Annotated in this window: 15 protein-coding genes; 13 read left to right on the forward strand and 2 right to left on the reverse strand. The window is 64.5% G+C overall.

What is annotated here, in order from left to right:
* Positions 1-96: 96 nt before the first annotated feature.
* From ACFMBG_RS15845 to rarD, 11 genes are all read left to right on the forward strand, one after another.
* Positions 97-1341, forward strand: a complete 1245-nt coding sequence (locus ACFMBG_RS15845) for a sarcosine oxidase subunit beta family protein (protein ID WP_421055664.1) — start codon at positions 97-99, stop codon at positions 1339-1341.
* A 33-nt stretch (positions 1342-1374) separates the two neighbouring features.
* On the forward strand, positions 1375-1716 hold the full coding sequence (locus ACFMBG_RS15850) for a sarcosine oxidase subunit delta (protein WP_421055665.1): 342 nt from the start codon (positions 1375-1377) through the stop codon (positions 1714-1716).
* 49 nt (positions 1717-1765) lie between these two features.
* Positions 1766-4798: a sarcosine oxidase subunit alpha family protein gene (locus ACFMBG_RS15855; RefSeq protein ID WP_421055666.1), complete on the forward strand. Its 3033-nt coding sequence runs from the start codon at positions 1766-1768 to the stop codon at positions 4796-4798.
* A complete protein-coding gene (locus ACFMBG_RS15860; RefSeq protein WP_421055667.1) occupies positions 4791-5357 on the forward strand; it encodes a sarcosine oxidase subunit gamma in 567 nt (188 codons plus the stop codon). The genes ACFMBG_RS15855 and ACFMBG_RS15860 overlap by 8 nt, the downstream gene beginning before the upstream one ends.
* Positions 5347-5529, forward strand: a complete 183-nt coding sequence (locus ACFMBG_RS15865) for a hypothetical protein (RefSeq protein WP_421055668.1) — start codon at positions 5347-5349, stop codon at positions 5527-5529. The genes ACFMBG_RS15860 and ACFMBG_RS15865 overlap by 11 nt, the downstream gene beginning before the upstream one ends.
* A gap of 21 nt (positions 5530-5550) precedes the next feature.
* Positions 5551-6003 (forward strand): hypothetical protein, encoded by a 453-nt coding sequence (locus ACFMBG_RS15870; protein WP_421055669.1) that lies wholly within the window; start codon positions 5551-5553, stop codon positions 6001-6003.
* A gap of 158 nt (positions 6004-6161) precedes the next feature.
* Positions 6162-6578 (forward strand): hypothetical protein, encoded by a 417-nt coding sequence (locus ACFMBG_RS15875; RefSeq protein WP_421055670.1) that lies wholly within the window; start codon positions 6162-6164, stop codon positions 6576-6578.
* Between the two features lie 255 nt (positions 6579-6833).
* A complete protein-coding gene (locus ACFMBG_RS15880) occupies positions 6834-7436 on the forward strand; it encodes a superoxide dismutase (protein ID WP_421055671.1) in 603 nt (200 codons plus the stop codon).
* 155 nt (positions 7437-7591) lie between these two features.
* Positions 7592-7786: a hypothetical protein gene (locus ACFMBG_RS15885; protein WP_421055672.1), complete on the forward strand. Its 195-nt coding sequence runs from the start codon at positions 7592-7594 to the stop codon at positions 7784-7786.
* A 4-nt stretch (positions 7787-7790) separates the two neighbouring features.
* Positions 7791-8246, forward strand: coding sequence for a host attachment family protein (locus ACFMBG_RS15890; RefSeq protein ID WP_421055673.1), 456 nt, complete (start codon positions 7791-7793; stop codon positions 8244-8246).
* Between the two features lie 71 nt (positions 8247-8317).
* Entirely contained in the window at positions 8318-9229 is a 912-nt protein-coding gene (rarD, locus tag ACFMBG_RS15895) for an EamA family transporter RarD (protein WP_421055674.1), read from the forward strand.
* Here the strand turns inward: rarD and ACFMBG_RS15900 are convergent.
* On the reverse strand, positions 9166-9717 hold the full coding sequence (locus ACFMBG_RS15900; protein ID WP_421055675.1) for an LOG family protein: 552 nt from the start codon (positions 9715-9717) through the stop codon (positions 9166-9168). The two genes, rarD and ACFMBG_RS15900, sit on opposite strands and share 64 nt — an antisense overlap.
* Before the next feature lie 124 nt (positions 9718-9841).
* On the opposite strand from ACFMBG_RS15900, the gene ACFMBG_RS15905 reads away from it, so the two are divergent.
* Complete coding sequence (locus tag ACFMBG_RS15905) at positions 9842-11575, forward strand: LysM peptidoglycan-binding domain-containing protein (RefSeq protein WP_421055676.1); 1734 nt, start codon at positions 9842-9844, stop codon at positions 11573-11575.
* Between the two features lie 98 nt (positions 11576-11673).
* Complete coding sequence (locus tag ACFMBG_RS15910) at positions 11674-13503, forward strand: ABCB family ABC transporter ATP-binding protein/permease (protein ID WP_421055677.1); 1830 nt, start codon at positions 11674-11676, stop codon at positions 13501-13503.
* An 82-nt stretch (positions 13504-13585) separates the two neighbouring features.
* On the opposite strand, the gene ACFMBG_RS15915 is transcribed toward ACFMBG_RS15910, so the two are convergent.
* Complete coding sequence (locus ACFMBG_RS15915) at positions 13586-15757, reverse strand: methyl-accepting chemotaxis protein (RefSeq protein WP_421055678.1); 2172 nt, start codon at positions 15755-15757, stop codon at positions 13586-13588.
* Positions 15758-15855: the final 98 nt, after the last annotated feature.

Below are 15855 nucleotides of genomic sequence, written 5' to 3' on the forward strand. Positions count from 1 at the left end.
ATGTCGCAATAACGCAGAAAGAGGACGATAAACGGCACTGGTCAGCCATGCGTTTCGGGCATACCCGCTATCAGACACGAACCATCGGATTCGCTCATGAAACGCTATTCAGTCTTTGCTGTCGCGCGGGAAGCCCTGCGCTATCACACCGGATGGGAGCGCGCCTGGCGCTCGCCGGAACCCAAGCGCCATTACGATGTCGTCATCGTTGGTGCGGGCGGGCATGGCCTCGCCACTGCCTATTACCTGGGCAAGAATTTCGGCATCACCAATGTCGCAATTATCGAGAAAGGCTGGCTGGGTGGCGGCAATACGGGCCGGAACACCACCATCATCCGCTCGAACTACCTGCAGGATCCTTCGGCTGCGATCTATGAAAAGGCGCGCAGCCTGTATGAGACCATGTCGCAGGACCTGAACTACAACGTGATGTTCAGCCCGCGCGGCGTGATCATGCTGGCGCAGACCGAGCATGAGATCCGCGGCTACAAACGCACCGCGCATGCCAACCAGCAGCAGGGTGTGCAGACCGAGTGGATCACTCCGGAACGCGTCAAGGAGCTGGTGCCGATCATCAACCTGCACGGCCCGCGTTATCCCGTGCTGGGCGGCCTGTGGCAGGAGCGCGGCGGCACCGCCCGTCACGACGCGGTGGCCTGGGGCTATGCCCGTGCGTGCTCCGACATGGGCATGGACATCATCCAGAAATGCGAAGTCACCGGCGTGCGCACCGAGAACGGCCGCACCGTGGGCGTCGACACCACCAAGGGCCCGATCGACTGCGACAAGATCGGCATGGTCGTTGCGGGTAACGCCTCTGTGCTAGCGGAAATGGCGGGCTTCCGCCTGCCGATGGAATCCGTGGCGCTGCAGGCGATGGTGTCCGAGCCGATCAAACCCTGCATGGACGTGGTTGTGATGGCCAACACCGTGCACGGCTACATGTCCCAGTCCGACAAGGGCGAGATGGTGATCGGCGGCGGCACCGACGGGTTCAACAACTACACCCAGCGCGGCTCCTTCCACCACATCGAGGAAACCGTGCGTGCGCTGGTCGAAACCTTCCCGATGGTCAGCCGCCTGAAGATGCTGCGCCAGTGGGGCGGCATCGTGGACGTGACCGGCGACCGCTCGCCGCTGATCTCGAAGACCCCGGTCCAGAACTGCTTTATCAACGCAGGCTGGGGCACCGGCGGCTTCAAGGCGATCCCGGGCTCCGGCTGGGCGATGGCGGAGCTGATGGCCACCGGCCATTCGCCGCTGACCGAGGAGTTCTCGATGATGCGCTTCAAGGAAGGCAAGTTCATCGACGAGAGCGTCGCCGCCGGTGTGGCGCACTAACGCTGCAGACTTCAATTTTACGGAGCAAGCACCATGCTGATCCTTGAATGCCCCTATTGCGGCGTCAAAGCCGAAGAAACCGAACTGGCCGCGGGCGGCGAAGCGCATCTGAAGCGCTTTGGCCCCGGCTCCTCGGATGATGAGTTCCATGACTACCTGTTCATGCGCGAAAACCCCAAAGGCGTTCACTTTGAGCGCTGGCGCCATGCCAACGGCTGCGGCAAGTGGTTCCACGCCGCCCGCTGCACCATGACGCTGGAGGTCTTTGGCACCTATACCGCCCAGACCAGCGTGCCGACGCAGGAGATCATGGACAAGATCGCTGCCAAACGCCCGGGCTGGACCTGGCGCGAATTTGCGGACGGCCAGAAATGATCCGCCGCCTGACTGAAACACCCGCTTTTCTTTTGAAAGGTCTGCGCCCATGAGCACGCGTCTTGCCAAGCACGGCCGGCTGATCGACCGCTCCAAACAGATCGACTTCACCTTCAACGGCAAGCGCATGAAGGGCTTTGCCGGCGATACGCTCGCATCCGCCCTGCTGGCCAACGGCCAGGTGATGATGGGCCGCTCGTTCAAGTACCACCGCCCGCGCGGTGTGGTGGCGTCCGGCGCCGAAGAACCCAATGCGCTGATGCAGCTGGGTGTCGGCGACCGCTACGAGCCGAACCAGCGCGCCACCACCACCGAGCTGTTCTCGGGGCTGACCGCGCAGTCGCAGAACCACTGGCCGAGCCTGGAGTTCGACGTCCTGGCGGTGAACAACAAGCTGTCCCGGTTCCTGACCGCCGGCTTCTATTACAAGATGTTCATCCACCCGCGTCCGCTGTGGAAGCACGTCTATGAGCCGATCATCCGGAAGTCTGCCGGTCTGGGCGCTGCGCCCGATAAGGAACTGAAGGACGCCGACACCTACGAGCACTTCTACTTCTTCGCAGATGTGCTGGTCATCGGCGGCGGCGTTGCCGGCCTGCAGGCGGCCAAGGCGGCTGCGGCCTCCGGCGCCAAGGTTCTGGTGATCGAGCAGAACAGCTTCTGGGGCGGCCGCGCGCCGGTTGACGGCGGCACCATCGACGGTGAGGCACCCGAGGTCTGGATCGAAAAGACCCTGGCCGAGCTGAAGGCGATGGACAACGTTACGCTCCGCGACCGCTGCATGGGCTCCGGCGTCTATGACCACGGCTATGCCCTGGGTTATGAGCGCCTGACCGACCACGCGCCGGGCCAGGGCGGCCCGCGCCACCGTCTGTGGCGGATCCGTGCCAAGCAGATCGTCACCGCAACCGGTGCGATCGAGCGTCCGCTGTCCTTTGCCGGCAACGATGTGCCCGGCGTGATGCTGGCGGCCTCGATGCGCGACTATGTGGTGAACTGGGGCATCAACCCGGGCCAGAAGGTCGTGGTTGCCACCAACAACGACGACGCCTACCGCACCGCGCTGGTGCTGCATGATGCAGGCGTCGAAGTGGTCCGCGTGGTCGATACCCGCGAAACCGGCGGCGGCGCGCTGATGGAAGCGGTCCGCGAGAAAGGCATCCGGGTCGAGCTGGGCCGCGCCATCGCCAAGGTGAAGGACGGCAAATGCGTGACCAAGGTCGCCATCTGCGCCCAGAACGGCGAAGGCGGTGCCCGTGAGGAAGTGGAAGCAGACGCGGTTGCCATGTCCGGCGGCTGGTCGCCGGTGGTGCACCTGTGGTCGCACTGCGGCGGCAAGCTGATCTGGGACGAGGTGAACGCCAACTTCCGCCCCGACGCCTCCCGCCCGCCGCTGGGCGACACCGGTGAAGGCTTTGTGGTTCCGGCAGGTGCCGCGAACGGCGAGTTCGGCCTGGGCGCGTTGCTGGAAGACGCGGCAGCGGCTGGTGCCAAGGCAGCAGAAGCGGCTGGCTTCCCGGCGAAATCCGTGGCGGCTGCCAAGGGCGTCTCCGAAGAGGAAGCCCGCATGGAAGCGGTCTGGCTGATGCCCGCAAAGGCAGACGTCAAGCTGCGCATGAAGTCCTGGCTGGACTACCAGAACGACGTGAAAGTGTCGGACGTGCAGCTGGCTGCGCGCGAAGGCTACGAGAGCGTCGAGCACACCAAGCGTTACACCACGCTGGGCATGGCCACCGACCAGGGCAAGCTGTCCAACATCAACGGCCTGGCCATTCTGGCCGACAGCCTGAACTCGGAAATCCCGCAGGTGGGCACCACCACCTTCCGTCCGCCCTACCACCCGATCTCGCTCGGCGCGATCGCCGGTGAGGCACGGGCCGAGATCTTCCAGCCGGTGCGCAAGACACCGATCTACGACTGGTTCGACAAGAACGGCGCGGATTGGGAACCGGTTGGCCAGTGGCGCCGTCCGTTTGCAATCACCCGCCCGGGCGAGGACCGTCATGCCGCGGTGAACCGCGAGGTGAAGAACACCCGCGAGAACCTCGGCCTGCTGGACGCCTCGACCCTCGGCAAGCTGATCGTCAAGGGCCCCGACGCAGGCAAGTTCCTGGACATGCTGTACACCAACATGATGTCCACGCTGAAGCCGGGCAAATGCCGCTATGGCCTGATGTGCACGGAGAACGGCTTCCTGATGGACGACGGCGTGGTTGCCCGCATCGACGAGGACACCTTCCTGTGCCACACCACCACCGGCGGTGCCGAGCGCATCCACGGCTGGATGGAAGAATGGCTGCAGACCGAATGGTGGGACTGGAAAGTCTACGTTGCCAACGTGACCGAGCAGTACGCCCAGATCGCCGTAGTCGGCCCCAACGCCCGCAAGGTGCTGGAGAAGCTGAACGCGGCAGCCGGCGGCGGCATGGATGTCTCGAAAGAGGCGCTGCCCTTCATGGAATGGCGTGACGGCAAGATCGGCGAATTCGACGCCCGGGCTTACCGGATCTCCTTCTCGGGCGAGCTGTCCTATGAGATCGCGGTTGCGGCCTCCGAAGGCCAGGCGTTCTGGGATGCGCTGATGGAAGCAGGCAAGGAATTCGGCGTCATGCCTTACGGCACCGAGACCCTGCACATCCTGCGCGCCGAGAAGGGCTTCATCATGATCGGCGACGAGACCGATGGTACCGTGATCCCGCAGGATCTGGGTCTGCATTGGGCGCTGTCGAAGAAGAAGGAAGACTACCTGGGCAAACGCGCTCAATCGCGCTCGCACATGGTCGATCCGGAGCGCTGGCAGCTGGTTGGCCTGGAAACCGTCGACGGTTCGGTGCTGCCCGACGGCGCCTATGCGGTGGGTGAGGGCGTCAACGCCAACGGCCAGCGCAACATGATCGGCCGGGTGACCTCGACCTATCACTCCGCGACCCTGGGCCGCGGCATCGCAATGGGCCTGGTCAAGCACGGTCCCAAGCGGATGGGTGAAGTGATCGAGTTCCCGGGCACTGACGGCAAGACCTACAAAGCCAAGATCGTTGACCCGGTCTTCTACGACAAGGATGGAGAGAAGCAGAATGTCTAAGGCTGTTTCCGTACTGAACGGCGCCCAGTATTCCGGGCTGGCCAAGGTCGAGGATGCCGGCCTGCAGGGCATGATCACCCTGCGCGGCGATCTGGAGTCGAAAGCGCTGAAGGCGGCCGTCAAGGCCGCCACCGGCGCCGAGGTTCCGGCGCGGGGCACCGTCGCCATTGCCGAAAACGGCGCGGCGGCCTGGATGTCCCCGGACGAGCTCTTGCTGCTGGTTCCCTATGAGGACGCTGTGGCCAAGACCGCTGAGGTGGCCGAGGCGCTGAAGGGCGAGCACGCACTGGCGGTGAACGTCTCCGACGCCCGTGCCTTCTTCCGCCTGTCGGGTGAGGGGGCGCGCGAGGTGCTGGGCAAGGTGAGCCCGGTGGACTTTGACGGCGATGCCTTCAAGCCCGGCCAGTTCCGCCGCTCGCGCCTGGCGCAAGTGGCAGGGGCCTTCTGGCTGAACGAGGATGGCAGCTTTTACATCGTCTGCTTCCGTTCGGTCGGTGAATATGTGTTCAAACTGCTGAGCGCAGCGGCCCATCCGCAAAGTAAAGTGGGTGTTTATTAAAATTATCACTCGCTTTCTGCTTGTGACGCCTTTGCGCGTCATTTACGGTGCCCTGGAGACCTTCCGGGGCACCGTTTTTTTGGCGGCTGTCAGCCTTGGAACAGTTCCTTTGCAGGAATTGCAATTGTTTGATTTTTCAGCTGCTTCCCGGCCTTGGGCGGCGGCTGCGTGAAGATGTTTCAGGGGGCGGCTGATGGGTCTGCGGAACTGCGGGGTTGGTGCATTGCTTTTAACGCTTGCCGAGGCGGCTGCTGCGGCTGGCGCTGCTGGCGCCAGCTTCGGCTGCACCCTGGAACCGATTTCCGGAGAAGCCTGGGTCCCCAGCCGGATCACGATCGCGTTTTCCGAAGATGCCACTGCGGCACAGGTCACCGATGCCGCATTTGGCGTGTCTGTCCCGGCCAAGGTCGTCAAGCGCAGCGAAACCTCATATGCGCTCAGCTGGTCGCTGCCCGGGCTTGCGGTTCTGATGGACGCCGGGGAGGCCGAACCGCGTTTCCGGGCGGTGCTGAACACGGCCAATCTGAAAATAAGCATTCAATCCATCCGTCTGGAAGAAGGCACGCTGCTGCCGCGCGGCTCCGGCCGCTGCGGGCGGCTGGAGGCCCTGTCGCAGCTGGCGCTCTACCAGGCCTATCTGCATTAGCCGGTATCTTGGGCCGCCGCGGGGCCGCGCGCGGACGCGGCCTGTAGCAAAATTGCCTTTTACGGCTGTTTTGAACCCAACTTACCCGGGAGCATGGTTGCATTTTGCTCAACCAGGTTGCATTCGGTTTTCAGGAACTGATTTGAGGACTGAAGCAAATGAAGCGTTTTATTCTGGCGGGCTCAATTGCGGCTGCAAGTTTTCTTGGCCAGGCGGTCTCGGCTGAGACCGTTTATGATTGCGACATCAAGATGTTTACGAACAACGGCTGGATTGCGCCGCGGGTTCTGGTGCTGTGGGAAGACAGCACCAAGACCGCAAAGATCTATGACGGCTACATTCACGAACTGGTCGGTGAACCTTTGGCCGCCAAGGTCGAGCACCGGAAAGGCAACTCCTATGACCTGGCGTGGCGGGTGAATGACATCCCGGTTTCCAACGCCCGGACCAAAGTGGACGGGCTGTATTCGGCAGTCTTCAACATGGATAAAGGCACCCTCTCGATCCGGGGCGTGATCACCGGCTTTGCAAATGCGCCGCGCGGGCGCGGGAAATGCAAGGTGAAGCAGGACTAAGCGGCCTGCGCCGGGACCGGCAGGCCCGGCATAGCTGCCCGGCGGCTGGTGATACCGCTGGTTGAGGCCAAACCGGCAGGTCTGCCCCCAAACCGTTTATGCTGAGCCGGGCAGCCGGTCTTTGGACCGGCCGCTTTCACTGCGCAATTGCACATAGGCCTTGCACGGATTTCGCGCCTTGGCCTCTTGACCTGATAGCGCACACACAGCATGTATCTGCGCAGGAACGCAAACATATTTCACAGGGGGCCCAAAATGGCTTTTGAACTTCCCGATCTTCCTTACGCACATGACGCACTGGCCGCCAAAGGCATGTCGGCAGAAACCCTGGAATACCACCATGACCTGCACCACAAGGCCTATGTCGACAACGGCAACAAGCTGATCGCCGGTACCGAGTGGGAAGGCAAGTCGCTGGAAGAGATCATCAAGGGCACCTACGACGCCAACGCGGTTGCCCAGAACGGTATCTTCAACAACATCTCGCAGCTGTGGAACCACAACCAGTTCTGGGAAATGATGGGTCCGGGCGAAAGCAAGATGCCGGGCGAACTGGAAAAGGCGATCACCGAAAGCTTCGGCTCGGTTGATGAGTTCAAGTCGCAGTTCTCTGCTGCCGGTGCAGGCCAGTTCGGTTCCGGCTGGGCCTGGCTGGTCAAGAACACCGACGGCTCGCTGGCGGTGACCAAGACCGAAAACGGCGTGAACCCGCTGTGCTTCGATCAGACCGCGCTGCTGGGCTGCGACGTGTGGGAGCACTCCTACTACATCGACTTCCGCAACAAGCGTCCGGCCTATCTGACCAACTTCCTGGACAACCTGGTGAACTGGGAAAACGTCGCCTCCCGCCTGGGCTAAGACCGCAGGTCCGGAACCCGTCACCGCACTTGGCGCCGGACTGCAAGCATTCCGCCCGCGCAGCATTGCTGTGCGGGCTTTTTCATGGCAGTTTCAGGAACTATGGCCCCTGGCGGCGCGTTGATCCGCTAAACGCGCAATTCAAGGAGGCTCCCATGGCTGAACGCAAACGATCCAAAGACGGACGCCGCGAGACGGAGGAGATCCCCGGTGCAAAGGGGAGCGTCTCGCAGCAGGGCCGGACTGGCGGCGGGCTGCAGCGCGACATCGCCTCTGAAGACGAGCTGAAACGGGCCAAGGAGCGCCCGGCCGGCAGCACCCGCGTGACCAAATCCAAGGAGGAGGAGTGATACTATGACCTTTCTGACGCAGGGCACCTGGGTGCTGGTTGCCGACAGCGAAAAAGCGCTGTTCCTGGAAAACACAACGGATGCGCAGAACCCGAACCTTCAGGTGCGGCGTAAGGAGGAACAGGAAAACCCGTCTGACCGCGAGCAATCGGCCAACCGGCCGGGGCGGTTCAACGACGGCCCCAGTGTGCACCGCTCGGCGGTGGATGACACCGACTGGCACCAGCTGGCCAAGGAGCGCTTTGCCGCGGATCTGGCGGACCGGCTCTACAAGATGGCCCACAAGGGCAAGTTCGAGCGGCTGGTTCTGGTGGCAGCGCCCGAGGTGCTGGGCGAGCTGCGCAAGAACCTGCACAAGGAGGTTGCCGACCGCGTGGTCGGGGAGGTTGCAAAGAACCTGACCAGCCACGAGACCAGCAAAATCGAAGTGATGGTGAAAGAGGCGCTCGAGAACGCCTGATGGTTGACCGCGGGGCTTGACCCTTGCCCCTGTCCGGTGTCTGTCAGCGGATGCAAGGGCAGGGGCAAATTATGCGGGAAACACATCTGGGCGTCATGGCGATGATCGCGGCCTGCGTGGTCTGGGGGCTGTCGGGGATCTATTACAAGGCGCTGTCGCATGTGCCGCCGGAGCAGGTGCTGTCGCACCGGGTTCTGTGGTCGTTCCTGTTCTTTGCGGGTGTGCTGCTGGTGCAGGGGCGGATCAGTGCCCTTGGCGCAGCCTTTTCCAGCGGGCGCGGCGCGCTGCTGCTGGGCTTTGCCACGGCGATGATCTCGCTCAATTGGTTTGTGTTCATTTCCTCCGTCCAGACCGGCCATGCGACCGAGGCGAGTCTGGGCTATTACATCTTTCCCTTGCTGAGCGTGCTGCTGGGGCGGCTGGTCTTTGGTGAGCTGCTGGCGCGGGCGCAGTTGCTGGCAGTGCTGCTGGCGGGGATCGCCGTGGCGGTGCTGTCCTTCGGGCTGGGCGCAGCGCCCTTGATCCCGCTGGTGCTGAGCGTGAGCTTTGCGCTCTATGGTGTTGCCAAGAAACAGCTTTCATTGGGGCCGGTGGTATCAGTCACCGCAGAGGTTCTGCTGATCCTGCCGGTGGCGCTGACGGTGATCTGGCTGACCGGCGGCGCAGGGTTCCTGGGCAGCCCGGCGGACGCGGCCATGCTGGCGTTTTCCGGCATTCTGACGGGGCTGCCGCTGATCCTGTTCAGCTATGCCGCCAAACGGGTGCGGCTGGGCACCGTGGGGGTGCTGCAGTACCTGAACCCGACGCTGCAATTCCTGGTGGCGGTGCTGCTGTTTGCCGAGCCCTTCACCACCTGGCATGGTGCTGCCTTTGCGCTGATCTGGAGCGCGGTTGCGGTGTTCTCCTTCTCGGCCCTGCGTCAGGAGCGGGCGTCGCGCAGGGCGGCGATGGCGGCCACCGGGGTGTCGGCCCAGATCAGGTAATCCGCCAGATCCTGGCCGGCAAAGCCCTCGCCGATCACCTGCTCCAGCAGGGCGCGCAGCTTGTCCCAGTAGCCGGCGGTGTTCAGGATCACGATCGGCTTGGCATGCAGGCCGAGCTGGCGCCAGGTAAGCGCCTCGAACAGCTCATCCAGAGAGCCGGCGCCGCCGGGCAGCACGATCACAGCGTCGGCGTTCCACAGCATCACCTTTTTGCGCTCGTGCATGGTTTCGGTCACCACATAGGTGGTGAGATCCGACTTGCCGACCTCGCGCCGTTCCAGGTGGCTTGGGATCACCCCGAAAGTCTCGCCGCCCGCCTGCTGCGCGGCGCGGGCAACCTCACCCATCAGCCCGACATCACCGGCGCCATAGACCAGCCGCATGCCGTTGGCGGCAAGTGCGGTGCCGAGCGTGCGGGCGGCTTCTGCATAGGCGGGCTGCGCGCCTGCGCGCGATCCGCAATAGACACAGACGGATTTGATGCTCATCGGCCAGCCTTTCCGTGGAATTTCAAGGTGAAACGCAATTGGTGTTTTGACCCGTGATAGCGGGATTGCTAGATTTGCTCAACTAAGCGGAAGGGAACATTCCGCAAACGTCGAAGGGAAAGACATGGCGGATGCATCTGGAAGCGGGGGTCTGGGGGCCCTCACACTTGGCGCTGTTGCCGGAGTGGTTGTGGTGCTGGGCGGCGTGGCGCTGTTCCAGTTCGGGGTGTTCGGCTCCGGCGAACAGGAGCGTGAGGCCGCGAACGGGCAGGCTGGCGGGCAAGCGGCAAACAGCAGCGAGGAGTTTACCGGCGGTGGCGAGGAGTCTGGCCAGCCGCTGCAGAACCTAGAGGCGGCCGTCTCCGGGGAGGCGGAGGCCGACAGCGCTGCGGCGGATGCCGAGCCGGAGCAGGGCGTGACGGTTGAGAGCGTAGCGGATTCCGACGAGTCATCCGTTGAGGAAGCACAGGTTGCTGAGGTTGCTGAGGAAACAGCGCTGGTTGAGGAACAGCCGGTAACTGCCGGTGATGAAACGGAAACTGTGCCGGAGAGTTTACCTGCAGCGGAGGTGGAAGGCGACGCGCCTGCCGGGGAAGAGGCGGGTGAGGAAATTGCCTTGGCGGCGCCCTCTGATGCGGTGGCGGAGGCTGAGCCGGCCGCCGAGGCTGAGGCTGTTGAACCTGACTCTACGGAAGAGAGCAAGGAAGATATCTTTGTCCTGCAGGCGCCGGAGCTGGATCTGGTGCGGGTGGACCGTGACGGGGCCGCGGTGATCGCCGGGCGGGCGCAGGAAGGCGTCCGGGTTTCGGTGCTGCTGGATGGCGAGGTGCTGGAGCAGCTGGACGTGCCGGCAGGCGGCGAGTTTGTCTCGCTGGCCACGATCGCGCCGAGCGCTGACGCGCGGGTTGTGTCGCTCCTGGCGGAGCATGACGGCCAGCAGAGCGCCTCGGGCGCATCCTTCATTCTGGCGCCGGCCGGCCCGGTGGCGTCCGTAGCTGCGGAAGAGGCTGGGGACCCGTCCAGCGAACCGGCAGAGACCGCAGCAGCAGCGCCTGCACCGGCGGATCAAACCCCGGCGGCTCCGGTTGCGGAGGAACAGGTTGCGGCGCTGGACCCGGCGGCAGGAGCGGAGACGGACCAGACGGCTGCCTCCTCGGCTGAGGCAGAGTCCGAACTCGCTGCGGCGGCTGAAAGCGGGGCTGAGACTGCTTCTTCTGATGAACGGGATGCAGCAGCCTCCGAACCGGCGGTGCAAACCCCGGCTGTCTCGGCTGACCCGGCCGCACCGCAGCCGCAGGGCCAGGCGGTTGCCGTGCTGCGTGCCGGTCAGGACGGGATCGAGGTGGTGCAGCCCGCGATCCCGGCTGATCCGGAGCTGAGCGACGAGGTGGCACTGGATGCGATCAGCTATAACGGCACCGGCGGGGTGGAATTGTCGGGCCGCGCCCGGCCGAAATCGCGGGTGCGCGTTTATGTCGACAATGCCCCGGTGGCCGAGCTTGATGCAGCCGAGGATGGCCGCTGGACCGGCGAACTGGCGGATGTGGCTCCGGGCCTTTACACCTTGCGCCTGGATGAGATCGAGCCGGCCTCCGGCGCGGTGGTGAGCCGCCTGGAAACCCCGTTCAAGCGCGAGGCGCCCGAGGTGCTGCCGCAGCCGGGCGGTGACGCAACACCGCAGCAGCCGACGCCGCTGGTGCGGGCGGTCACGGTGCAGAAGGGCGATACGCTCTGGGGGATCTCGCAGGAGAAATACGGCAGCGGCTTCCTGTACGTCCGGGTGTTCGAGGCCAACCGCGGCGCGATCCGCGATCCGGACCTGATCTATCCGGGACAGGTCTTTACCATCCCCGAGTAAGTTCTTGGAAAACGCGCCCTTGCGGCGCGTTTTTTCTGCCCGCCCCTCGCAAATCCGTGAACAGGTGAATATCTGAAGGGGTCCAGCCAGGATTAGCCATGACCCAGACAGACCAGGCCGCCGTGCCGCCGCAATCAGACATCGCCAAGGAAGAGCGCCGCTCCGGCCTGCGAACCCTGCGCAAGGTGGGGCCGTACCTGTGGCCCGAGGGTAACCGGTCGGTGAAGGTGCGGGTTGTGCTGGCGCTGGCGGTGCTGGTGCTGGCCAAGCTGATCGCGGTCTATACGCCGATGCTGTACAAGGGCGCGGTTGACAGCCTGGCGGGCGAGGGCGTGCCTCCGCTGGCGCTGGGGGCGGTTGGCCTCACCGTGGCCTATGGCATGGCACGGATCCTGACCACCGGCTTTCAGCAGCTGCGCGATGCGGTGTTTGCGCCGGTGGGCCAGCGGGCGCTGCGCCGTCTGGCGCTGGAGACCTTTACCCATATCCACCGCCTGTCGATGCGCTATCACATCACCCGCAAGACCGGCGGCCTGAGCCGGATCATCGAGCGCGGTGTGAAGGGCGTTGAGTTCCTGCTGCGCTTCATGCTGTTTTCCATCGGCCCGCTGATCCTGGAGCTGACCCTGGTGGCGGTGATCCTGACGGTGCTGTTTGATGCCTGGTATCTGGTCGTGGTGGCGGTCACCATCGGGCTTTATGTCTGGTTCACCTTTGCGGTCACCGAATGGCGGGTGAAACTGCGCCGGGAGATGAACCAGCAGGATACCGACGCCAACCAGAAGGCCATCGACAGCCTGCTGAACTTTGAGACCGTCAAGTATTTCGTCGCCGAGGAGCGCGAAGCCGAGCGGTATGACAGCGCGATGCGCGGCTATGCGCGGGCGGCGCTCAAGACCGCCTATTCGCTGGCGGCGCTGAATTTCGGCCAGAGCGTGATCATCACCGCCGGTTTGATCGGCGTCATGGTGATGGCGGCCATCGGGGTGGAGCAGGGCAACCTGACCGTCGGCGATTTCGTCATGGTCAACGCCTACATGATCCAGATCACCGTGCCGCTGAACTTCCTGGGCACCGTCTACCGCGAAATCCGCCAGAGCCTGGTGGACATGGGGGAGATGTTCGACCTGCTGGAGCAGCCCGCCGATGTAAGCGACCGTCCCGGCGCCGGGGAGCTGAAGGTCAATGGCGGGCGCATCACGCTGGAGAATGTGCGGTTCTCCTATGATGCCGGGCGGGAGATCCTGAAAGGCATCTCGCTGGAGGCGGAGCCGGGGCAGACGGTGGCCATTGTCGGCTCCACCGGGTCCGGCAAATCGACCATCGGGCGGCTCTTGTTCCGGTTCTATGACGTGACCGGCGGGGCGCTGAAGATCGACGGGCAGGACGTGCGCGAGGTGACCCAGCAAAGCCTGCATCATGCGATCGGGGTGGTGCCGCAGGACACGGTGCTGTTCAACGACACCATCCGCTACAACATCGCCTATGGCCGCGACGGGGCCACCCAGGAAGAGGTGGAGCAGGCGGCGCGTGATGCGCAGATACATGACTTCATCGTGGCGCTGCCGGAAGGCTACGACACCCAGGTGGGCGAGCGCGGGCTGAAGCTGTCGGGCGGTGAAAAGCAGCGGGTGGGGATAGCCCGGACGCTGTTGAAGAACCCGCCGGTGCTGCTGCTGGACGAGGCGACCTCGGCGCTGGACACCGATACCGAGCAGGAGATCAAGGAGGCGCTGGCCCGCGCCGGGCAGGGGCGCACGGTGCTGACGATCGCGCACCGGCTGTCGACGATTGCCGAGGCCGACCGGATCGTGGTGCTGGAGCAGGGCGAGATCGCCGAGACCGGTACCCATGAGGAGCTGCTGGCACGGGAGGGCCGCTATGCCCGGCTGTGGCAGCGCCAGCAGGCGGATCAGGACGCGGCCTGAGCAGGGGCATTGCGCGTATGAGCGATCAACGAAAAAGGCCGGTCTTTGGACCGGCCTTTGTGTTTTCCCTTGCAGCGGGGCTTTAGAAGTCGCTCCAGGTAGCATTTGCTGCCTTGGCCGGCATCGGCACTGCCGCGCCGAAGTCGATTTCCCCGCCATGCGCGCTGGGGGCGGCAGGTGCCTTGGCGGCGCGAGCGTTGCGGGTGACGGCGCCAGCCGCGCCGTTGAGTTTGAACTGCCCCATCAGCTCCGCCAGCTTGCTGGCATCCGTGTGCAGCATGTGGCCCGCGGCGGTGGCTTCCTCCACCATGGCCGCGTTCTGCTGGGTGACCTGATCCAGCTGGCTGACACCGGTGTTGATCTCGCTGAGGCCGGTGGACTGCTCGGCGGCGCCCTCGGCGATGTTGGAGACCAGTTCCGCGATGGTGTTGACGCGGGAGGCGATGCTGGTCAGCGCTTCCCCGGTTTTACCGACCAGGTCGACGCCCTGCTTCACATGCGCGGAGCTGTCGGTGATCAGCGCCTTGATCTCGGTCGCGGCATCGGCAGAGCGCTGTGCCAGCGCCCGCACCTCGGAGGCGACGACGGCAAAGCCCTTGCCGGCCTCACCCGCCCGCGCGGCCTCGACCCCTGCGTTCAGCGCCAGCAGATTGGTCTGGAAGGCGATGTCGTCGATCACGGAGATGATCTGGGCAATCCGGACCGAGGACTGCTCGATCCCGGTCATTGCGGAGACCGCGTTGCGCACCACCTCGCCGCTGGCTTCGGCCTCTTCGCGCGCCTCCTGCATCGTGCGTTCGACGTCGCGGGCGCCATTGGCCGAGGACTTCACCGAAGCGGTCATCTCCTCCAGCGCCGCGGCGGTCTGTTCCAGCGTGGCGGCCTGGCTCTCGGTGCGGTTGGACAGATCGTCCGAGGCGGTGCTGATCTCGGTGGCGCCGTTGTGGATGCTGCCGGTTGCCGCGATCACCTGTTCGATTGTGTCCTTCAGTGTTTCGACGGTGGTGTTGAAGCTGTGCCGAAGCTGTTCGTATTCCTCGGGGAAGGACTCCTCGATGGTGCAGTCGAGATCGCGGCTGGACAGGCGCGAGAGATGGTCGTCGAGCGTGCCCACAACGGCGCCGCGGTCGGCGATGCGGCTGGCCTCGATGGAGGCGAGCCTGTCTTCGGCCTCTGCCAGCGCGGCGCGGGTTTTTTCCATCGCGCGGCTGAGGTTGCCGGCTTCGGTCCGGGAGTCCAGATGGGCCGGTTCAAAGTCGAATTCCTTGCGGGCCAGCCGGTCCAGGTCCGCCTGCAGGTCGCCGAACTGCCGGGTGAAGGCGATGATCAGCCGCAGCCCGGTCACGCCGCTGATGACCAGGGCGAGGGCAACGGCGGCCAGGGTCACGGTCAGCGCCTGGCGGGCGTTCGATGCCTCCTGCTGCGCCAGTGCAATCATGGCGCTGGCGGCGGTGTCCTCTGCCGTCCGCAGGGAGCTGACCCAGCGTGTCGCCCGGTCGAACCAGTCCTTGGCGGCATGGTCCGGGGCACCGGTGCCGGGGCCTGCGTTCAGAACCTGCTCGCGGATGCCGGGCAGACCGCTGGGCGCCAGGCCCGCGCGCAGTTCCAGCCCGGGGAGGTTCTGGCCGAAGGCAAGCGCGGCGATGTCCAGAAGCTGGCTCTCGACCGCGCCGGTGCGGGTAAACCAGCGATAAATGTTCAGGGGGAAGCTGCCCTGGCTGAAGCCGGAGGCCCCGGCAGCGCGCTGCTGGCCCGCGGCTTCCTTGGCGTAGGCCAGGCTGACCAGACCGGTGCCGAGCTGTGCCAGTTCGGCGTTCTTGGGGTGCAGCAACCGGACGCTGACATCGCGCAGGATACTGGCAATTGCGTCCGAGTAGCGCGCGCCCATCTGGCCAGGCTGCAGCTGACGGCTGGTCACCGCGTCCCGCAGGCCAGACAGCCCGTCCAGATGTTTCAGCGAGGCGGCCGCCGCGGCCGGCACCTTTTGCAAGGCTTTGTCGGCGTTGGCGCGGGCGCTGTTCAGCTCACGGGCAGATCCCGAGCCGCCGGAGGACAAATAGGCGGCAGACAGGCCGCGCTCGACCTGCAGAAAGTGAACAACCTCCATCAAGGCCACGGCTTGACGGGTTTCAGCCTGTGTGAGCTGCGCGTTTTGAAAGCGGTCCCAGTCCGACAGGGCCTTGAGCCCTCCGACACCGGCCAATGCAATGAGCGGGATTACGATCAGCGCCAGAATTTGCGAGCGTAGTGACATTCCTCTATTCCCAACCAGAAAGAACATGCGGAGCGGCGGTTTCCCGGCTCCTGCCGCTCCGTTGCACGCAGGGACTAACAAACTGTGAACTTTGAAAT

This window comes from Leisingera coralii (assembly GCF_049056525.1).
GTDB lineage: Bacteria > Pseudomonadota > Alphaproteobacteria > Rhodobacterales > Rhodobacteraceae > Leisingera > Leisingera coralii.